The organism is Luteibacter sp. E-22 (assembly GCF_049913125.1).
In the GTDB taxonomy this organism is placed as follows: domain Bacteria; phylum Pseudomonadota; class Gammaproteobacteria; order Xanthomonadales; family Rhodanobacteraceae; genus Luteibacter.
This window is the reverse complement of the sequence record NZ_CP183975.1, coordinates 4,130,356-4,150,868: the sequence shown is the minus strand read 5'-3', so window position 1 is coordinate 4,150,868 and position 20,513 is coordinate 4,130,356. Positions and strand designations below refer to the sequence as shown.

Below are 20,513 nucleotides of genomic sequence, written 5' to 3'. Positions count from 1 at the left end.
GCCGAAAGGTCCGGTTGGCAAGCCGAAGGGTAACCCGGGACGGTCGCATGGGTTGCGATGAAAGCGTTACTTGGCGATGGTTGGTGTTTCCCCCGGATCGAATCGTGACCATGCCCGATATCGCGCGCCGCACCACCCTCGCCCTTGCCCTCTCCACCGGCCTTGCCGGCGCCGTGAACGCCGCCCCTCCGGCCGAGCGGCCGTGGATGGATCGCTCGTTGTCGCCGGACCGCCGCGCCGAGCTGATCGTGGCGGCGATGACCGACGATGAGAAATTCCGGCTGATCCGGTCGGATTTCGGCCAGAAGAACGACAAGCTGCCCCACCCGGCGGATTCCCTCGATGGCGCCGGGTATGTTCCCGCCATTCCGCGCCTGGGCTTGCCCGTACTGAACGAGACCGATGCCGGTCTTGGCGTGACCCGGCCCGGCAACGACCAGTTGGGCGCCATCTCGTTGCCCGCCGGGCTCGCCACGGCCGCCAGCTTCGACCCCGCCGTGGCCCACGCCGGCGGGCGCATGATCGGCGGCGAGGCGCGTGGCAAGGGCTATGGCGTGCTCCTCTCCGGTGGCGTGAACCTGGTGCGCGATCCGCGCAACGGACGTAACTTCGAATACGCGGGCGAAGATCCGGTGCTGGCCGGCACGATGGTCGGTGCCGCGGTGAAGGGCATCCAGGAGCGCAAGGTGGTCGCGACGGTGAAGCATTTCGCCATCAACGACCTGGAGTCCGGCCGCAATACGCTGAGTGCGGACATCGACCCGGTGGCCTTGCGCGAATCCGACCTGCTGGCCTTCCAGCTCGCCATCGCCAAGGGCGACCCCGGCTCGGTGATGTCCTCGTACAACCGGGTCAACGGCACCTACGCCGGTGAACACGACTGGCTGCTCAACCAGGTGCTCAAGCAGGAATGGGGCTTCAAGGGCTGGGTCATGTCCGACTGGGGTGGCGTGCACAGCGCCACCAAGGCCGCGATGGCCGGCCTCGACCAGGAATCGGCGGGCGAGGTATTCGACAAGGAGGTGTTCTTCGACAAGCCGTTGCGCGAGGCCTATGCGTCGGGCCAGTTCCCGAAGGCGCGGCTGGACGACATGGTGAAACGCGTGATGCGCAGCCTGTTCGCCCACGGTGTCATCGACGAGCCGATGAAGAAGACCAAGGTGCCGTACGAGGCCGACCGCGTCGTGGCGCGCGACACCCTGGAAGCGGGCGCGGTGCTGCTGCGTAACGAGGCGGGCTTGCTGCCGCTGGCACGGAAGGGCCAGTCGATCGCCGTGATCGGCGGCCACGCCGACAAGGGCGTGCTCGCCGGTGGTGGATCGTCGCTGGTTTCCGACGTGGCAGGCGACCCGGTTCCCGGCCTGGAGCCTAAAGCATGGCCGGGTCCGATGAAGTACCACGCGTCGGCACCGCTTTCCTTCATCCAGAAGCTGGCCGGTGGCAAGGTGAGCTTCGATCCGGGTACCGACCCTGCGGCCGCCGCGAAGGCCGCGGCCGGCGCGGACGTGGCCGTCGTCTTCGTTACGAAGTGGGCGGCTGAATCCTTCGACTGGACCGACCTCTCGCTGCCGGACAACCAGGATGCGTTGGTCGCCGCCGTGGCCAAGGCCAACCCGAAGACGATCGTGGTGCTGGAGACCAACGGCCCGGTGGACATGCCCTGGCTCGGCCAGGTCGGTGCCGTGATGGAAGCCTGGTATCCCGGCTCGGGTGGCGGCGAAGCCATCGCGCGCCTGCTCTATGGCGTGACGGCGCCCTCGGGGCGCTTGCCGGTGAGTTGGCCGAAGGACGAGTCGCAATTGCCGCGGACGACGATCGACGCGGCCGGGCTCTATTCCAAGGCGAAGCCGGCGGACAACGTCGACTACAACATCGAAGGCGCCGACGTCGGCTATCGCTGGTTCGAGAAGACGCATCGCGAGCCGCTGTTCGCGTTCGGTCATGGCCTGACCTACACCAGCTTCGCGTACAGCGACCTCGCGGTCGACAAGGATGCGGCGGGCTATCCCGTGGCGCACGTCACCGTGAAGAACACGGGCAAGGTGGCCGGTGCGGACGTCCCGCAGATCTACGTGACGGCGCCCGGCGCCGCCACGCACCGCCTCGCCGGCTGGAGCAAGGTGAAGCTGTCGCCGGGCGACAGCCGTCGGGTCGACATCCCGCTGGAACCGCTGGCGCTCGCCCGCTACGACGACGCGGGCAAGCGCTGGCGCGTGGCACCGGGCCGTTATACGGTGAAGCTCGGTCGCTCGGCCAGCGACATCGCAGGCGAAGCGGCCGTCGAGGTCGCGGAGAGCTTTCCGGTGGTGAAAGCGCCCTGACGACGAGCCCGCGTCGTGGCGTCTGCCTCGTGCACGACGCCACGACGCCGGCAGCGGTCACAATGGATGCATGAACCTGCGCCCTGCCCTCGCCTTCCTCGCTTCGACCTTACTCAGCGCACCGGCCTTCGCCGATCCGCCCGACTTCGACCGGCCGGGCGCCGGCTTCGCCACCACGGTGCTTCCGGCGGGCACGCTGGCGCTGGAACAAGGCCTGCCGACCTACGAACGTCAGCGCCAGGACGGTTTCCTCGACCGCACTTACACGGCGGACAGTCTCATCCGTATCGGCCTTGGCGGTCCCATCGAATTCCAACTCGGCGGCTCGGCCTGGAACCGGTTGGAGGAGCGTGGGCAGGGTTCGCGCCACCATGCGGTCGGCCACGGCGACAGCAGTGTCGCCTTGAAATGGGCGCCCGCCGGCTCGGGCGATGCGGGTGCCTTCAGCTGGGCCGCGCTGGGCGAGGTGACGTTCGCGAATGGCGACGAGGATTTCGGTAACGGCGCGCGCCAGGTCAGCCTCGGCACGACGATGCAATGGAAGCCGGACGACACGCACCAGAACACCTTGTACGCGAACCTCGACCGGCTGAAGGGCCGGAACACATGGACGCTGGCTCCGACGTTCGGCCGCAAGGTCGGCGAGAACCTCGTCGCCTATATCGAAACGGACGCCATCCACGACGCGGAGGACGGCAACGAGCTACAGGCCGGTGGCGGCGTCGCCTACGACGTTGGCGACCGTGTGCAACTCGACGCCTACGCGCTTCATCGCATAGGCGGCCACGGGCCCTCGATGGTCGCGGGCGTGGGCATCTCGATGTTCTTCGGCCGCTAGTTGGCTGGAGGCGTTCTGCGCTTCATCAGGCCATTCGTGAAGAGGTATGCCGCCGTCTGGTAGTACGTGACGGCGTCCTTCGCGTCCACCGGGTCCATATGCTCGACCGGCGTGGCGTCACCCGTGGTCTTCTGCGGGATCATCTCCTTCACCGGCTGGCGCGGGATCAACGATGTCAGCCGATCGCCGTGCAGATAGCCCAGTTCCTGATAGGTACTCAGGAAGGCGCGCTCGCGGCCGGGTTCGAGCTTGAAGATGTCGTAGCCGTAGAAGCGCGAGGTGTAGCTGAAATTGAGCATGCCCAGGATCGTCGGCGGAATGTCGATCTGGCTCATCAGTCGATCCACCCGGCCCGGCGCCACGTGCTTGGGCGAGTAGATGAACAACGGGATGTGATAGCGGTCGACGGGCAGGCTGGTCTTGCCGGCGCTGGTCGCGCAATGGTCCGCCGTGATCACGAAGATCGTGTCGTCGAACCAGGGCTTGGTCGAAGCGCGCTTGAGGAAATCGGCGATCGCCCAGTCGGTGTATTGCACGGCGGCACGGCGCGAACCCTGCGGCAGCTTCACCCGGCCTTCGGGAAAGGTGAAGGGCCGGTGGTTCGAGGTGGTCATCACGTGACCGAAGAACGGCTTGCCCTTCGCGTACGCATCGTCCATGCGCTTCATCACGAGGGTGTAGAGATCCTCGTCGGCCACGCCCCAGACGTTCTCCGCATGGATGTCCTTGTCATCGATGGCGCCGCGGTCCACTGCGGTATAGCCGTTGCTGGCGAAGAAGTGGTCCATGTTGTCGAAGTAGCCGTAGCCGCCGTACAGGAACTCGGACTCGTAGCCCTTCGCGTTGAAGACATCGGCGAGGGACCAGAGGCCCTCGTTGTCCGGCCGCTTGACGATGGATTCGCCCGGCGTCGGCGGCACCGAAAGCGCCAGTGCCTCCAGGCCACGCACGGTGCGCGTGCCGTTCGCGTAGAGCTGGGTGAAGAACAGGCTTTTCGACGCCAGCGCGTCGAGGTTCGGCATCAGGTGCTTGTGCTTGCTGACATCCAGGCCCTCGACGTAATCGCCGGACAGGCTCTCGACGCTGATCAGGACGATGTTGAGTTTCTTCTCCGGGCCGGTCGCCGCGATCGTCCGTGTGATGTCCATCGGATCGTTGCTGGTGAAGGTCGCCTCGGACGTCTTCAACAAGGTGCGCAGGTTGGCGAAGGCCTCGTCCTTGGGAAGCGTCGGGTAGTACTTCGCATAGTCCAGTTCGTTGTCGCGGAACGCGGCGAAGAACTGGTAGATGCCGTTGCCGGCCAGTTCGTTCACGTAGTTGTTGCTCGAACGGTCCTTCATGGAGCCGTCGACGGCGAAGCTCACCGCGACGGTGAGCAGCAACCACACGCCCGCCACGGCGCTGCGGCCGAGGAATCGCGAGCCATCGTCACGCGCGGCCAGGACGCGCCGGCTGAAGAACATCACCAACACGGTGCCCAGCACGAGCAGGGCCGACCAGGTGCCGATCGGGTACGACTCGCGGATGTTGCCGACCACCTCGTGGGTATAGACCAGGTAATCCACGGCGATGAAGTTGAAGCGCGCGCTGAACTCGCCCCAGAACACCAGCTCGGCCGCGCCGAGGTAGAGCACGGCGAACGCCAGCACGAAGCACAGCCCGAGGAAGATGCGGTGCCCCCAGCGTGACAGGTAGGCCCGTCGCGGCAGCAGCCATAGCGCCAGCAGCAGGGGCCAGGCGAAATAGATGTAGGTGACCAGGTCGTAGCCCAGCCCGACCAGGAACAGGTACAGCCACTGGCCCAGGTTCGGCGGAACCTCGTGACGGGTTTTCACCAGCAGGATCAGGCGGACCAGGAAGGCCACGCCGACAAAGAGGAGGCCGAACCACAAGAGCGGCCGGAAACGCTGGCGCAGGGCGCCGGGGGCCGGAGAATCAGGACGCATGGAGCCTCACGAAACAGATCCGGCTCCGGGGACGGGCGCGGCATGTCTCGCAGGGTAAGAATCTGCGCTTACGTCGAGCTTTCCCCAACCTTAGCGGAACCTTTCACCGCCGGAACCGTTGGCCGGCCGTTCACGCAAGCGACACGCCCTGCCGTCCCCGCGCGCTCTGTGGCAACCTACACGACCTTACGACCACCGAACGACCATTGGAGTCAGCGCGCAAGTGGAGCACGAAACGAGGGCGGAGCTCCCGACGACAGATCAGCCTTTGGCCAAGCGCGCACTCTATGTGACCCTGCTGCGTCGCGCGGGCGGCCCGGTGCTGTCCGTGGTCCTGCTTTGCCTGGCGCTGTGGGCCCTCCATGCCATGGCCAGCGAGGTCACCTACCGGCAGATCGCCGGTTACGTGCACGCGTTGCCCAACAGCGACATCGCGCTGGCGGTGCTGCTGACCGCGGCCGGCTATGTCGTCATGACCCTCTACGACTGGTTCGGCCTGGCCAGCATCGGCCGGCGGCTGCCGGCCCGCAGGGTGGGCCTGATTTCCTTCATCAGCTATGCGTTCTCGAACGCGCTGGGCATGTCCCTGCTGGTATCCGGTTCCATCCGCTACCGGTTCTACGTCCAGGCCGGGCTCAATACCGGCGACGTGGCGCGGGTGGTGCTGTACACGACCCTGAGCTTCTGGCTCGGCCTCGCCGCGCTCACCGGCGTCACCTTGCTGCTGGTGCCGATTCCTCCCGAGGTACCGCTTTCCGGCCTGCGTATTCCGCTGGCGGTCGTGCTGGCGCTGGTGCCGCTGGCCTGGTTCGGCGTCGCGGTGGCGGTGCGCCGGCCGGTGCGCGTGTGGCGCTGGGCGGTCAATACACCGACGCCCGCCGTGGCCGCGCGGCAGATCCTGACCGGCGCGCTCGATTGGGGCCTCGCCGCCGGCGTGCTCTATGTACTGATGCCCGAGGCCATTTCGGGTGGCTTCGGCCACTTCCTGGCGATCTTCGTGGTGGCGCAGATGGCGGGGCTGATCAGCCACGTCCCGGGCGGCCTCGGGGTGTTCGAGGCGGTGATGCTGGCCGGCTTCGGCGCCACCGGCAACCACGGCCTGGAGGCACCCATCCTGGGTTCGCTCGCCGCCTTCCGCCTCGTGTATTACCTGTTGCCACTGTGCGTGGCGACGGTGATGGTCATCTGGCGGGAAATCAGCGCGTTGCGCCATGCCGCCATGGTCACGCCGTGGTTCAGCAGCCTGTTGCCGCCCTTCTTCGCCGGACTGACCCTGGTCTGTGGCGCCGTGCTGCTGTTCTCCGGCGCCACGCTGGCGATCCCGGGGCGCATGGAGATCCTGCGTGGTTTCGTGCCCTTGCCGCTGGTGGAGGTATCGCACTTCCTCTCCAGCGTGGTGGGCATGCTGCTGCTGATCCTGGCCCGGGGTCTGCAACGGCGGCTCGATGCCGCCTACGTGCTGACGCTGGTGCTGCTGATCCTCGGCGCCATCCTGTCGCTGCTCAAGGGCATCGACTACGAGGAAGCGACCCTGCTTTCCCTGCTCGCCCTCGCCCTGGCGCCCGCGCACCGGCACTTCTACCGGCGCGCGTCGTTGTTCCGCGCCAGCTTCTCGCCCGGCTGGGTGCTGGCGATCGGCGCCGTGCTGGCCTGCTCCACGTGGCTGGTGTTCTTCAGCTTCAAGCACGTCGAATACAGCAACAACCTGTGGTGGGAATTCAGCTTTCATCACGGTGGCGCGCCGCGTGCCCTCCGCGCGCTGGTGGGCGCGACGGCGGTGGTGATGCTGGTCGCGCTGGCCAACCTGATCCGGCCGGCACGGCCGCGCCGCGCTTATCCGGCCGAAGCGGACCTGGCCCGGGCGATGCCGTTGTTGAAGCACTTCGAGTCCGCGCAGGCGCATCTCGCCCTGGTCGGCGACAAGATGCTGATGTTCGCCCCGGGCGACCGGGCCTTCATCATGTATGACATCGAAGGGCGCAGCTGGGTGGCCATGGGCGATCCGGTCGGCACCGACGAGGCGGCGCGCCGGGAACTGGTCTGGTCGTTCCGGGAGAATTGCGAGCGTGCGGGCGGCTGGCCGATCTTCTACCAGGTGCGCCCGGCCGACCTCGACCTCTATCTCGATGTGGGCATGAACCTGCTAAAGATCGGCGAAGAGGCACGTGTCCGGCTGGAAAGCTTCAATCTCGACGGCAAATCGAAGAAGACCCTGCGCGGGACGGTGAACAAGCTGTCCCGCGATGGCTTGCGCATGGAGATCGTCCCGGCCGAGGCCGTGCCCGCCTTGATGCCGAAACTGAAATTCGTTTCCGATGCGTGGATGCGCGACAAGAAGGTGCGCGAAAAGCGCTTCTCGCTGGGCCTGTTCGACGAGCGCTACCTCGCGCGCACGCCCATGGCGGTGGTCTGGCAGGGCGACGAGCTGGTGGCCTTCGCCAATGTTTTCGTTACCGAGACGAAGGAAGAAGCCTCCGTCGACCTCATGCGCCACCTGCCCGAAGGCCCCTCCGGCATCATGGATTTCCTCTTCATCGAACTGATGGTCTGGGCGAAAGCCGAGGGCTATCGCTGGTTCAACCTTGGCATGGCTCCCTTGTCGGGCCTGCAAAACCGCCGCACGGCACCGTTGTGGAGCCGCTTCGGCGCCATGGTGTTCGGCCGTGGCGAGCGCTTCTACAACTTCCGCGGGCTGCATCGCTACAAGGACAAGTTCGATCCCGAGTGGGAGCCGCGCTACATCGCCGTTCCCGGCGGCATCGCCTTGCCGCTGGCGCTCGCCAACGTCGCCAGCCTGATCTCGGGCGGCCTCGGTGGAGTCGTGCGCCGGTGAAGAGCTACCTGAAGAAGACGTTCCGTTACGTCCTGTTCGGCATCGCCGCCTTGCTGGTGCTGGCCTTGCTCGCCTGGCATCCCTGGACGCGCGCCTCGATGGAAAAATCCACCGTGGAGCTTCCCGCGTTGAAGGCGGCGCCGGCCGGCGAGGAAGACCTCCTGGTGGTGATCTACTCCGGTGATGGCGGCTGGTGGGATCTCGACCAGCGCCTCGGTGCCGTGTTCACACAGCGCGGCATTCCCGTCGCGGGGGTGAGCACGTTCAAGTATTTCTGGCGCTACCGTTCGCCGGAAGAATCCGCGCACGACCTGGATGGCCTGCTCGACCGCTACACCCGCCAGTGGAACAAGCATCGCGTGCTGCTGATCGGTTATTCGTTCGGCGCCGACGTGCTGCCGACGATCGTGGGCAAGCTGCGTCCGGACAACCGCGACAAGCTCAGCCAGCTCGTCCTGCTATCGGCCAGCCGCGACGTGAACTTCGAGATCGAACTCGAGGGCTACATGCAGCAGGGCTGGTGGACCACGCACACGCACAACTTCCTGCAATGGCTGAATCCGGTGGTGCACACCGATGCCATTCCGCCCATCGCCGCCCTCGGTGGACGTCCGCCCATGGCTTGCTATTACGGCGCCGAGGATGCGGACGACAGCGGCTGCACCGATCGCCGGCTGCCGGCCTTCGTCACCGTGTACAAGAAGCCCGGCTCGCACCATTTCGACGAAGACTACGAGAAGCTCGCCACCGAACTGATCCAGCGCATGCCCGGACATCGTCCGGAGGTCTCGACGCAGCCTTAACGGAAATTCCGGCGCCGGTGGCGTGAAGGCGTGTCACGAAACATTCACGGCCGCGCCACCAGAAATTTCCTCTTTTCCGCTCAACCTGTCGGTCCGGGCGGAAAGAAGAGCAGGAGACGGCCATGCATCGAGAGCCAGGAAAACGCGATTACGGATCTTCCGACTGTGCTGCCTTGCGGAGTCTGGCCAGCCGTGGCGTGAGCGTGCCCCCAAGTGCCCCGAAGCCGCCCCCGCGCTCCTCCCGCACGGAACGGCCACGCCACGAACAACGGCGCGACGACCGGGTCCCCGCTTGAACGTAAGGGTTCACTGAGACCTGCCGAGGCAAATAGGCACTAATTTTAAGAATCCTCCTATATCCGTCGTCGGTCGACCTACGTAACCATTAGGTCCGTGCCCAGCCCGGCTGTCGGGCGGGGCGAACGAATCGCCGATGACCGATCCGACGGCAGGATGCCGTCCGTCCCTAGCGCCAGGATCGATCCCCCCCTTCATCGGCGGTAACGCCGCGCCGGCTTTGCCGGGCCGCGTTCGGGGTGGCTACGGCCACCAGACCAAGGGACGGTCGCCATGGCCCTCCGCGTGAGCGTGAGGGCCATGTTTTTTCTGGGGCTCCCACAAGGGGGGGGCCGTCAGCGGCCTGTGGCAGCCTTTTCCCGCACTTCGGCGAACGACCATTCGCGTTTCAGCTCGCCGTTTTCCCACACCGTCTGCATGACTTCTTCCCAACCGGGCTCTATCGCATCGGCCGGGAGCGACACGGCGTCGTCGGGTAGCGGCACGGTGCGGTAGCTGCCGTATTCGCGATGGCGAAGGAGGGTCATCCGGCCGCGCTTGGAAAGCTTGCCCTGGTCGGTGACCGGGTCCTTCCATACGTCGTGCCAGGTGCCGTCGATGCGTGCGGCCGAGCATTTCAGCGCGAACTTCTGCGTGTCGCGGGTGAGTTTCTGCAAGAGCGCGCCACCCATGCCGAAGGCGAGGTTGTCGGCGGCGTAGCCCGCGGCGGTGATGCGTTCGAGGATGGCGCGGATGCTCTCCGGATTCACGCCGTCGCCCTGGATCACGCGGACGTGGTTGAGTACGCGATAGCCCTTGCCGTTCACGGTGCTGCCGAAGGCTTCGTTCAACAGGCTTACGCAACGATGCACGACTTCAACCGGATCGCCGGAGTCAGGCCGCACGACCACGGTGGCGCCCGAGGCGATGACTTCCTCGCGCAGCGTCTTGCCCCAGTGCTCGACGATGGCGTGGTAGATGTCGTAACTATCCGACACCACGGCCACGAGCGAGCCGGGACGCGCGAAGCGGCGAAGCATGTTGCGATAGGCGTCGACTTCGTGTTCCTTGCCCCAGCTGGTGATCGTGCTGTGCTCGGCGGCGGGAATCGAATAGCCGGCCATCGCTTCGCCGTAATACGTGCGCGCGGCGAGCACACCCGAGACGGTGTCGGTGCCGAGAAAGTTGACCAGATGGGCCATGCCGCCGAGGCCGGCGGATTCCGCGCTCGATACGCCGCGGGCGCCGAAGTCGTGCAGCTTGAAGGGAATCTGGCCCGCCGGGTCGTCGGAGGTGCGTTCGAGGTAGTGCAGGATCGTCCGCCGGGCCTGCCAGCTGATCGTCGCGACCGTCACCGGATACCAGAGGCGCAGCAGCAGTGTTTCCAGGTATGAAGGCAGCCAGAAGGCCTTCGGGTCGGTGGATTCGATCGTGACCAGCACCTGGTGCGTCGGCACCACGCTGCCTTCGCAAACGGCGCGCACGCGCACCGGCAGGCGGCCGCCGTGCGTGTCGACGATGTAGCGCCAGCCTTCCTCGTTGAAGGGTTCGCCGTGGGCGGCGAAGAAATCGCGCGCTTCGTCCACGTCGGCATGCGTGACGGGACGGCCGAGGCGCGCCTTCAGGACGGCCTGGAGGCCGAAGAACACCGTGCTTTCATAGGTGCCGCCACGCGACTCCACGTAGAAGAACGTGGCATCGGTGCCTGGCGGGTACTGCAACCAGTGGCTGGCCTTGTAGCTGTCGGTGTCGAGGATGGGATTGTCGAGATAGGGTGTGCCGTGGGTCGTCATGACCCACAGCATACCCCTCGCTTCATCAGGCGGCGGTGTCGACGAGCACCAGTTCCGCATCGCTGGTGGCGGTGATGCGCAGCGCCGTTTCATCGCGGATCGCGGCGCCATCGCCCTTGTCCAGCGCGATGCCGTTGATTTCGACCGAGCCGGCCGCCGGAACCATATAGGCGTAGCGGCCGGGAGCGAGCGCGTATTCCACGGTCTCGCCTGCCTTCACGCTGGCACCCAGTACACGGGCGTCGGTGCGGATCGGCAACGCGTCTTCATCGCCCGCGATGCCGCTGGCCAGGGTCACGAAACGGCCAGAGCGCTCGCCCTTCGGGAACGGCCGGGTGCCCCAGGCCGGCGCCTCGCGCTTGCCGTCCGGAATGATCCAGATCTGGAAGATCCGCGTAGCGTCGGGCTCGGCGTTGTACTCGGCGTGGCGAATGCCGGTACCGGCGCTCATCACCTGCACGTCGCCCGCTTCGGTGCGACCCTTGTTGCCCAGGCTGTCCTCGTGGGTGATGGCGCCTTCGCGAACATAGGTGATGATTTCCATGTCCGAATGCGGGTGCGGCGGAAAGCCCGTACCGGCGGCGATGGTGTCGTCGTTCCAGACCCGCAGCGCGCCCCAGCCCATGCGCTTGGGATCGTGGTACGAGGCGAACGAGAAGTGGTGCTTGGCGTCGAGCCAGCCGTGGTTGGCACCGCCAAGACTGGTGAAGCGGCGGACGTCGATCATGTCGTGCTCCCCCGGGAATACCGGACTGGATGAGTGGATGGGTGTATTTTCCTCCGACCCATTCGCCGCGGAGCATCGCTTTCCGGAACGGATTGTTTCCCCGGAAGCGCCTTGCAGGGTTGCAAACCAAACCCCTGCGCCCATGTGGGACGGATCGGCGGTGCCACGCCGCCTCCCCCTTGCGAGGTATTCCCGAATGATCCCGTTCTCGGTGCTCGACCTTTCCCCCGTTCCCCGTGGATCGACGCCTGGCGAATCGCTGCGCAACTCGCGCGACCTGGCCCGCCACGCGGAGGCCCTGGGCTTCCATCGCTATTGGCTCGCCGAGCACCACAACATGACGGGCATCGCCAGCGCGGCCACGTCGGTGGTCATCGGGTACATCGCCGAGGGCACCCGCACGATCCGCGTCGGCTCCGGTGGCATCATGCTGCCCAACCACGCACCCCTGGTGATCGCAGAGCAGTTCGGCACCCTCGCCTCGCTGTATCCGGGTCGCATCGACCTGGGCCTGGGACGCGCGCCGGGAACCGACCAGGGCACGGCGCGTGCGCTGCGCCGTTCGCTCGGTCCCAGCGACGACCGCTTCCCGGACGATGTGCAGGAACTGCAATTCTTCCTCGGACCGCCGCAACCCGGGCAGACGGTGCGCGCGGTGCCCGGCATGGACACCAACGTGCCGATCTGGCTGCTCGGTTCCAGCTTGTTCAGCGCGCGCCTCGCCGCCGAACTCGGCCTGCCCTTCGCCTTCGCCTCGCACTTCGCGCCGGACCTGATGATGAAGGCGCTGGAGGTGTATCGCACGATGTTCAAGCCGTCCGACGTGCTCGATAAGCCCTACGCCATGCTCGGCATCAACGTGGTCGCCGCCGACACCGACGAGGAAGCGCGCCGCCTGTTCACCTCGCAACAGCAGGCCTTCTGGAACCTGCGCCGTGGCGCGCCGGGCCAGTTGCCGCCGCCGGTGAATTCGATGGAGGGCGTGTGGACGCCGATGGAGAAGGCGCAGGTGGACCACGCCTTGTCGTGTGCCGTGGTCGGTTCGCCGGAAACGGTACGCGAAGGCCTTGCCGCGTTCATCGAGCGCACCGGTGCCGACGAGTTGATCATCACCGCGCAGATCTTCGACCACGAGGCGCGCAAGCGTTCCTACGCGATCGTCGCGGAGCAGCACGCGGAGCTGGCCCGCCGTACGGCGGCCTGAGCCGGTGTCCGTGAGGGTCGTCCTCGATACCAACGTGTGCCTGGACGCCTTCGTCTTCGCCGATCCGCGCGCGGATCGGCTTGTCGCGGCGATGGCGGCTGGCGAGGTCGAGGCCGTGACGCGAGCCGACTGCCGGGACGAGTGGCTCGCGGTGCTGCGCTACCCGGTGTTGAAACTGGACGAGGCGAGCATCGCGGGGGCCATCGCCCGGTTCGATGCCTCGGTGACTTTGTTGCCGCCATCGCTGGTGGCAGTGCCCTTGCCACGCTGCCGCGATCCCGATGACCAGAAATTCCTCGAATTGGCCGCCGCCGCGGGCGCGGCGGTGGTGTTCTCGCGCGATGCCGAGGTGTTGCGCCTCGGCCGTCGCACGAGGCGCGACGGCCTTTTCGAGATCGTGAAGCCCGAGGATTGGAGCTTCAGTCCATCGGCACCAACGCGATGAAGTTGCGCAGGCTGTAGTAACGCTCGTGCTGCGGCCAATCCACCGATGCGATGGCCTTGTGGCCCGCCGCCCAGGGTTCGTTGTCCAGCAGCACCTCGACCTGGGTCTTGCCGTCACCGACGTTGCCGTAGAACACGCGTATCCAATGCACGTCGGCCGTGAGCGGTGCCGTGGCGATAGCCGCCTCCAACGCCGACAGACCATCCTCCGGGATCTCCAGCGGTGCGTCCTTCTCGCCGCGAAGCGTGAAGTCGCCGATGTAGAGGGTGAACCGGTGCACGCCGGCGACCAGTTCGCGGACAGCGAGCTTCTTCGCGTTCACCCTGTGCCAGCAGGCCGCCAGCACGACGTGGAAATCGTTACGTGCGAAACCGTCCAGTGCATCCCGGCATCCCGCCTTGCCGCCGCCGATGCCGCCGAAGCTTTCCTCGATGGTGCGCTCCTCGTCGAGCACGATATCGATGTCGAGGCGGCCCATCCCGTCGCCGGCGCCCTCGTGCCAGATGCCGCGAATGGCGGGAAAATCCTCGCCTTCGGTAAGCAGCCAGTCTTCGTCGGCTTCGAGTTCGACGCCATGCTCGGCAAATAGATCGATCAGGTGGTTCTGGATGAGGCGGTCCATGGTTCGTCCGGTCTGGGGATAGGGCGATTATGCGCTGTCGGTCAGCTTATCGAGTGCGACCGCTGCCGCGGGGTTCCGTTCCTTCGCGGCCGAGATGAAGTAGACGAAGACATCCCGCGCGGCCGCCTTGGAAGCGGCCGGCCCCACATGCGGCAGGTCGGGCGGGTCTCCTCCCGCTGCCCAAATTGCCGCGCGCTCCGCCCAGACCGCGAGGTCCTTCGCTCGATAGCCGTTCGTTTCGCTCGATACGCTGCGCATCAATCGTGCATAGACGAAGGGGCCGGTCAGGTCGGCGAAGGACGGATATTTCGGCGAGTCGGTGAACACCGTCGCCACGCCACGTTCGCGCGCGAGTTCCAGCCAGCGCTCATCCATGAAGCTGTCGTGGCGCACTTCCACGGCGTGGCGAAGGGCTACGCCGGCGTGCTTCTCGGGCAGCAGGTCGAGGAAACCGGCGATATCGTCGGCGTCGAACTTTCGCGTGGGCAGGAACTGCCAGAGCAAGGGCCCGAGCCGATCGCCCAGCGCGACCGCACCGTCGAGGAAGCGGCCGATCCGCTCGCCGGTGGAGGACAGGGCCTTGGTCTGCACGATGTGTCGCGGAGCCTTCACCGAGAAGATGAAGCCTTCCGGCGTTTCGGCTGCCCACTTTTCATAGGTGGCGGCCTCGGGCGAACGGTAATAGGTACCGTTGATCTCGATGGCGCGAACCTGGCGGCTGGCGTATTCGAGCTCACGCTTCTGCACGAGCCCCTCCGGATAGAAGACGCCGCGCCAGGGTGGAAAGGTCCAACCTCCCATGCCGGTACGAATGTGTCCCCGCGCGGGGGCTTTGCTTCGAGCGCGTTGGGTCGCCATGGGAACGATGCTCGCAAGGGTGAGGTGGAGGGTTCGTCTTTACATGCGGCGCGCCGTGACATTGCGCGATACTCGCCGTTTCCGAGTTTCCCGCGAGCCGACCATGCCGTCCATCCGCATCCTGACCGTCGATGACCATCCCCTGCTGCGCGAGGGCATCGCCGCCGTGATCGAGGGGCAGGAAGGGCTGGAACTGGTGGGCGAGGCGAGTTCGGGCGAGGAAGCCATCGAGCGCTATCGCACGCATCGTCCGGACCTCACCCTGATGGACCTGCAGATGCCCGGCATCGGCGGGATCGCCGCCATCGAGGCGATCCGCGCCGAATTTCCCGACGCGCGCATCCTCGTTCTCACGACGTACCGGGGCGACGTACAGGCGCTGCGCGCCTTCCGTGCCGGCGCTCAGGGCTACCTGCTCAAGAGCGAGCTGCGCAAGGACATGCTGGTCACCATCCGTCAGATCATGGAAGGCAAGCGCCGCGTCCCGGAGGAAATCGCCCAGGAAATGGCGGGCCACGCGGATGACGACGAACTCACGCCTCGCGAAACCCAGGTACTCACCCACGTCGCCCGTGGCGAGTCCAATCGCGATGTGGCCACGGCCCTCGGCATCGCCGAGGAAACGGTGAAGGCGCACATGAAGAGCATCCTGGCCAAGTTGCAGGCGAACGATCGGACGCATGCGGTGGCCATCGCCCTGCGCCGGGGCATCATCGAACTCTGAGCCAGGTGTCCGATCGCGATCAACGAGAGAGGGGTCAAGCCCGCGCGTGGGCGTGACGCTTGCGGTATTCGGCCGGGGTGACCCCGACCCGGCGCATGAAGGCGCGGCGCAAGCCGTTGGCGTCGGCATAGCCGCAGCGCACGGCAACCCTCTTCGGGCTTTCATGACCGTGCTCCAGCAGGCGGCGCGCCGCTTCCACCCGCATCGCCTCGACGAAGGTGGCCGGCGTCATGCCCACCTCATGCTGGAAGATGCGCGCGAAATGCCGGGCGCTCATGCCGACGCGCGCCGCCATGGATGCCACCGAATGGTGTTCGGCGGGATGGGCCACCACGTAGCGTTGTAGTTCCTGCAGGGCGCCGCGTCCCGCCGGTGCGGCATCGCCGTGTCGGCTGAACTGCATCTGCCCGCCCGGCCGCCGGTAGAACACGACCAGTTCGGCGGCCACCGCCATGGCGATATCCCGCCCGAGATCTTCCTCGACCAGGGCCACCGCGAGATCCATGCCAGCCGTCACACCGGCCGCCGTGCATACCGGGCCGTCGCGAACGACGAAGGCATCCGCCTCGACCTCCAGCGATGGATATCGCTCGGCCAGCAAGGACGCAACGCGCCAGTGCGTGGTCACGCGGCGCCCATCGAGCAAGCCGGTATGGGCGAACAGCAGCGCGCCGCTGCAGATCGAGCCATAGCGTCGGGCCCTTTCACTGTGTCGCCGCATCCACGCCACCGCCGTCAGGTCCACCGCGGCGCGTGGCAGGTCGGGCGAGCCCGCGACGAGCAAGGTGTTCAGGGGCTCGATGTCGTCGAGCACGCTGCGGTCGGGCAGGAAATGGAGCCCGGACGACGCGGCCACGGCCAGGGGCGCCATGCCGACGGTGATGACCCGATACACCTCGCGGCCCGCCTGGCGGTTGGCTTCCGCGAAGACGTCCGCCGGGCCGGCGACGTCGAGCATCTGCACGCCGGCCGGGGCGAGGATGGCGATGGTCAGGGGTGGCGGCCGCATGGCGCGCAATATGTCTGGATTTGATACATCACGTCAAATCATGACGGGGTCGGCGCGCGGTGCAATGGTTCCCCATCCCATGAGGCTTCCCGCCATGACCACCATCGCCGGCATCGCCATCCCCGACAGCGCCCTGGCTCGCGAGATCACCGACCTGGTCCGCGACACCGAGACCGACCTGCTCTACCACCACTCGCGCCGCGTGTTCCTGTTCGGCGCCTTGACCGGCAAGGCCAAGGGGCTCGCCTACGACCCGGAACTGCTCTATGCCGCCGCGATGTTCCACGACATGGGCCTCATGCCCGCCTATGCGAGCAAGACGGAACGCTTCGAGGTGGACGGCGCCAACGCCGCGCGGGCGTTCCTGACGAGCAAGGGCATCGCGCAGGACGAGATCGACGTGGTCTGGGCGTCGATCGCCCTCCACACCACCCCGGGTATCCCGCGGCACATGAAGCCCGAGATCGCCCTGCTGACGGCCGGCGTGGAAATGGACGTGCTCGGGCTGGGCTTCGAAACCGTCCAGTCCGCCGATCGCGAGAAGGTCGCCGAAGTCCACCCGCGGGGGCCAGCCTTCAAGACCGGCATCGTCGACGCCTTCTACAACGGCGTCCGCGCCAAGCCGGAGACCACTTTCGGCAACGTCAAGGCCGACGTCATGGCGTACGCGGAGCCCGGATTCCGGCGCACCGATTTCGTCCAGTGCATCCTGCACAACCATTGGCCAAGCTGAGCGCTGATTGCTCTGATAATCATTCGCACTTACGATGGCGGCCTTTCGCTCATAGCAAGGCCGCCTCATGCGTTTCCGTCCCACCACCCTCGCCCTGGCGCTCGCGAGCGCCTTTGCCGCGCATGTCGCGGCGGGCCAGGAAGCCCCGCCACCCGCGCCGTCCACCGACCTGGAAGGCGTCAAGGTGGTCGGCAACTGGTTGGGAGAAGCGGCCAGCAACACGGTGGCGAACCACCCCGGCGCCCGCACCGTGGTGCGCCGCGAGGAACTGCGCGAAGCCGGCGCGGTGAACCTGCGTGACGCCCTGCGCCGCATTCCCGGCGTGCAGGTGCAGGAAAGCAACGGCACGGGCGGCAGCGACGTGTCGCTCAACGTGGGTGTGCGGGGACTCACCTCGCGCCTTTCGCCACGCTCCACCATCCTGCTCGACGGGGTGCCCATCGCCGTGGCGCCCTACGGCCAGCCCCAGGTGTCCATGGCGCCGGTCGGCCTCGGCAACCTGCAGGCGGTCGACGTGGTCCGCGGTGGCGGGTCGGTGCGTTATGGGCCGCAGAACGTGGGCGGCATCATCAACTTCGTGACACGCGACATCCCACAGGCTTTCGGCGGAAGCGCCGGCGTGCAGATGCAGGGTGGCGAGCACGGCGGCATCCGCACCAACACCAACGCCTTCGTGGGCGGCACGATGGACAACGGGCTTGGCCTCGCCCTGCTCTACAACGGCCTGCATGGCCCGGGCTTCCGCGAGCACGAGGACAACGAGAGCATCGACGACGTGATGCTCAAGGCGAAATACGCCTTCTCCCCCGAGGACACGCTCACCGGCAGCATCCATCACTACGACGGCCAGGCCGGCATGCCCGGTGGCCTGAACCAGGCCGACTACGATGCGGACCCGTTCCAGTCCCGCCGTCCGTTCGACGATTTCCACGGCCGCCGCACGGACTACGTGCTGAAGTACAGCCACGTCGACGACCGACGTAGCTTCGAAGTGCAGACGTACTACTCGGACAGCTTCCGCGGCAGCCACATCGAGACGATCACGCGGAACGCGAACGGAAGCTATACGCACCAGCTCATCGCCTATCCGCGCAACTACCACGTGTTCTCCATCGAGCCGCGCTATTCGCAGCTGTTCGACTGGGGCCAGGTCACCCACGAGATCGGCGTCGGTTACCGCTATACCAGCGAGGCGATGCACGAACGCACCCTGCGCAACAACCGCTACGTTTCCAACCTGTCCTACACCCCTTACGACAGCTTCCCTTATGGCGGACCCTACGTGCTTTCCGGCAACAACACCGGTAGCAACGAGGCGCACGCGCTGTACGTCGACGACACCATCAACGCGGGAAACTGGACGATCACGCCGGGTATCCGCTACGAGCGCATCGACAGCGAGTGGCAGGCACATCCCAGCGCGACGGTGGTCGTGAGGGGGCCGACGGAGCGGCAGAAGGATTATTCCAAGCCGTTGCCATCGCTCAATGTCATCTACCACCTGAGCGACGCGTTGAAGCTCTACGCGAACGCGGAAACCTCGTTCGGTTCGTTGCAGTATTTCCAGATCGGGCAGAAGGATTCGAACAACCAGTTCGCCGCCGGACTGAAACCCGAGACGGCGCGCACGTACGAGATCGGCACGCGCTACGACACGAAGGCGTGGGGCGGCGAGATCTCCTTGTTCCGGATCAACTTCGACCACGAGCTGCAATTGGTCGGCAAGCTGCCGAATGTGCCGGACTCGTACGAAGGATGGACCAGCCTCGGCGCCACGACGCACAAGGGCATCGAATCCGCGGCGCATGTCGACCTGGGCGCCTTCAGCGACGCGCTGGACGGCCTCACGTTATGGGGTACGGCCACGTACACCCATGCGTTCTACAAGCATGGCTCGTTCGAAGGCCGCGACTTGCCGTTCTACTCGCGGCGCACGGCCAACCTCGGCCTGCGTTATGGCATCGCGCAGTGGACGTTCAACCTCGACGCGTTCGCGCAGTCGAAGCAGCATTCGCCGGGTTCGCCGAGCTTCGATCCCGCGAACCCCACGGAATACATCACCGAGCCCTCGCCCGAAGGCGACCTCGGCGACATCCCCGGCTGGACCACGTGGAATGCGCGCGCGGAATATGCGTTCGGGCCGTCGGCATCGAACCTCCGTCTGGGCGTGGGTGTGAAGAACCTCACGGACAAGCGCTACTTCACGCGCTCGACCGACAACAACGACGGCATCTACGTCGGCCTGCCGCGCACCTATTTCGTGCAGGCGTCGGTGGATTTCTGATGACGCCCTCGCCACGCCGCTTCCGCTCCGCGCTGAAGACCCTGCACCTGTGGCTTGGGCTCAGCCTGGGTCTGCTGCTGGCGCTGGTGACGCTCTCGGGCAGCGTGCTGTTGTTCGAGCAGCCGCTGTTCGCCGCGGGACATCCGGAGCTGGCATCGCGCCCGTTGCCGGATCTCGCCACGCAAGGCAGGTCGTTGCAGGCGATTCTCTCGTCGCCCGAGGGCAAGGGGCTGCGCGGGCTGTCGCTGCCCGATGCGGAACTGCCGGTGTGGGAAGCGCAGGAGCGGGGAGGCAACCGCAGCTATTTCGACGCGAGCACGGGCGAGCTGCTGTTGCGCCGGAGCAAGTCCGGCGACGGGCTGCTCATCCTGCTCGACTGGCATACGCATCTGTTGACCGGTGAAACGGGCGAGACGGTGCTCGGTGTCGTCGCGTGCACCGGATTGTTCATGCTGTTTTCCGGCGTATGGCTTTACTGGCCCGGCCGCCGGCGTGCGCTGAAGCATCTGAAACCCCATGCGAATCCGCCGGTGTTGCGCTGGGCGAGCTTTCACCGTTTTGTCGGTGTAGCCGCGCTGCCCTTGCTGATCGTGATGGTCGGCACGGGGACGACCATGGCCTATCGCGGCGCCGTGCGTAGCGGGCTCGCCGCGGCATTTGGCGAACCCGCACCCGCGAAGCCACCCAGGTTGTTGCCCGCCCGGACACCGATCGATTGGGTAGCCGTACTCCAGGCCGCCCAGGCCGCGGCGCCGGAAGCGCAACTCACGCGCGTTACCTTGCCATCGAAAGACAATGGCAGCGTGGTGCTGCGCATCCGCCGCCCTGGTGAATGGAACCTCGCCGGACGCAGTTCCCTGTGGATGGACCCCGGCACGGCGGCGGTGATCGGTGGCGTGGATGCGACGACACTCGGGCCGGGCGGACGCCTCGCCGACGCACTGTTCCCGATCCATTCGGCCGCCGTGGGCGGCATGGCCTGGCGCGTGGTCGCCTGCATCACCGGCCTGCTTCCCATGTTCCTGCTGGTGACCGGATTCCTCTTCTGGCGTGCGCGCACGCGCCGGAGATCCCGCGTTCTTTAAGGCCTTCACCGG

Annotated in this window: 16 protein-coding genes; 10 read left to right on the top strand and 6 right to left on the bottom strand. The window is 66.4% G+C overall.

Annotation, left to right across the window (positions count from 1 at the left end; all coding sequences use genetic code 11):
- Window positions 1–110: 110 nt before the first annotated feature.
- Together ACN9M2_RS18440 and ACN9M2_RS18435 are read left to right on the top strand one after the other, a co-directional pair.
- Entirely contained in the window at window positions 111–2,321 is a 2,211-nt protein-coding gene (locus ACN9M2_RS18440; protein ID WP_426287955.1) for a glycoside hydrolase family 3 C-terminal domain-containing protein, read from the top strand.
- 70 nt (window positions 2,322–2,391) lie between these two features.
- On the top strand, window positions 2,392–3,159 hold the full coding sequence (locus ACN9M2_RS18435) for a transporter (protein WP_426286063.1): 768 nt from the start codon (window positions 2,392–2,394) through the stop codon (window positions 3,157–3,159).
- Here the strand turns inward: ACN9M2_RS18435 and ACN9M2_RS18430 are convergent.
- Window positions 3,156–5,105: an LTA synthase family protein gene (locus ACN9M2_RS18430; protein WP_426286062.1), complete on the bottom strand. Its 1,950-nt coding sequence runs from the start codon at window positions 5,103–5,105 to the stop codon at window positions 3,156–3,158. The two genes, ACN9M2_RS18435 and ACN9M2_RS18430, sit on opposite strands and share 4 nt — an antisense overlap.
- A gap of 268 nt (window positions 5,106–5,373) precedes the next feature.
- Here ACN9M2_RS18430 and mprF point away from each other — a divergent pair, with 268 nt between their 5' ends.
- Both mprF and ACN9M2_RS18420 read left to right on the top strand, forming a co-directional pair.
- Window positions 5,374–7,938: a bifunctional lysylphosphatidylglycerol flippase/synthetase MprF gene (mprF, locus tag ACN9M2_RS18425; RefSeq protein WP_426286061.1), complete on the top strand. Its 2,565-nt coding sequence runs from the start codon at window positions 5,374–5,376 to the stop codon at window positions 7,936–7,938.
- A complete protein-coding gene (locus ACN9M2_RS18420; protein WP_426286060.1) occupies window positions 7,935–8,741 on the top strand; it encodes an AcvB/VirJ family lysyl-phosphatidylglycerol hydrolase in 807 nt (268 codons plus the stop codon). Before mprF ends, ACN9M2_RS18420 begins: the two co-directional genes overlap by 4 nt.
- A gap of 632 nt (window positions 8,742–9,373) precedes the next feature.
- Here the strand turns inward: ACN9M2_RS18420 and ACN9M2_RS18415 are convergent.
- The gene (locus ACN9M2_RS18415; protein ID WP_426286059.1) at window positions 9,374–10,810 is read right to left on the bottom strand and encodes a nicotinate phosphoribosyltransferase; all 1,437 of its coding nucleotides are present in this window, start codon (window positions 10,808–10,810) and stop codon (window positions 9,374–9,376) included.
- 25 nt (window positions 10,811–10,835) lie between these two features.
- Complete coding sequence (locus tag ACN9M2_RS18410; protein ID WP_426286058.1) at window positions 10,836–11,537, bottom strand: pirin family protein; 702 nt, start codon at window positions 11,535–11,537, stop codon at window positions 10,836–10,838.
- Window positions 11,538–11,733: 196 nt separating this feature from the next.
- Between ACN9M2_RS18410 and ACN9M2_RS18405 the strand changes: the two genes are divergently transcribed.
- Together ACN9M2_RS18405 and ACN9M2_RS18400 are read left to right on the top strand one after the other, a co-directional pair.
- Window positions 11,734–12,741, top strand: coding sequence for an LLM class flavin-dependent oxidoreductase (locus ACN9M2_RS18405; RefSeq protein WP_426286057.1), 1,008 nt, complete (start codon window positions 11,734–11,736; stop codon window positions 12,739–12,741).
- Window positions 12,742–12,751: 10 nt separating this feature from the next.
- Window positions 12,752–13,186, top strand: a complete 435-nt coding sequence (locus ACN9M2_RS18400; RefSeq protein WP_426286056.1) for a putative toxin-antitoxin system toxin component, PIN family — start codon at window positions 12,752–12,754, stop codon at window positions 13,184–13,186.
- Here the strand turns inward: ACN9M2_RS18400 and ACN9M2_RS18395 are convergent.
- Window positions 13,161–13,808 (bottom strand): DUF6348 family protein, encoded by a 648-nt coding sequence (locus tag ACN9M2_RS18395; protein ID WP_426286055.1) that lies wholly within the window; start codon window positions 13,806–13,808, stop codon window positions 13,161–13,163. The genes ACN9M2_RS18400 and ACN9M2_RS18395 overlap by 26 nt on opposite strands.
- Before the next feature lie 27 nt (window positions 13,809–13,835).
- Complete coding sequence (locus tag ACN9M2_RS18390; protein WP_426286054.1) at window positions 13,836–14,666, bottom strand: DUF72 domain-containing protein; 831 nt, start codon at window positions 14,664–14,666, stop codon at window positions 13,836–13,838.
- A 103-nt stretch (window positions 14,667–14,769) separates the two neighbouring features.
- On the opposite strand from ACN9M2_RS18390, the gene ACN9M2_RS18385 reads away from it, so the two are divergent.
- Window positions 14,770–15,390: a response regulator gene (locus ACN9M2_RS18385; protein ID WP_426286052.1), complete on the top strand. Its 621-nt coding sequence runs from the start codon at window positions 14,770–14,772 to the stop codon at window positions 15,388–15,390.
- Between the two features lie 34 nt (window positions 15,391–15,424).
- Here the strand turns inward: ACN9M2_RS18385 and ACN9M2_RS18380 are convergent, their stop codons facing one another.
- Entirely contained in the window at window positions 15,425–16,399 is a 975-nt protein-coding gene (locus ACN9M2_RS18380; RefSeq protein WP_426286051.1) for a GlxA family transcriptional regulator, read from the bottom strand.
- Window positions 16,400–16,493: 94 nt separating this feature from the next.
- Between ACN9M2_RS18380 and ACN9M2_RS18375 the strand changes: the two genes are divergently transcribed.
- From ACN9M2_RS18375 to ACN9M2_RS18365, 3 genes are all read left to right on the top strand, one after another.
- The gene (locus ACN9M2_RS18375) at window positions 16,494–17,132 is read left to right on the top strand and encodes an HD domain-containing protein (protein WP_426286050.1); all 639 of its coding nucleotides are present in this window, start codon (window positions 16,494–16,496) and stop codon (window positions 17,130–17,132) included.
- A gap of 67 nt (window positions 17,133–17,199) precedes the next feature.
- Window positions 17,200–19,416 (top strand): TonB-dependent receptor family protein, encoded by a 2,217-nt coding sequence (locus tag ACN9M2_RS18370; protein WP_426286049.1) that lies wholly within the window; start codon window positions 17,200–17,202, stop codon window positions 19,414–19,416.
- The gene (locus ACN9M2_RS18365) at window positions 19,416–20,501 is read left to right on the top strand and encodes a PepSY-associated TM helix domain-containing protein (RefSeq protein WP_426286048.1); all 1,086 of its coding nucleotides are present in this window, start codon (window positions 19,416–19,418) and stop codon (window positions 20,499–20,501) included. The genes ACN9M2_RS18370 and ACN9M2_RS18365 overlap by 1 nt, the downstream gene beginning before the upstream one ends.
- The last annotated feature ends 12 nt before the right edge of the window (window positions 20,502–20,513 follow it).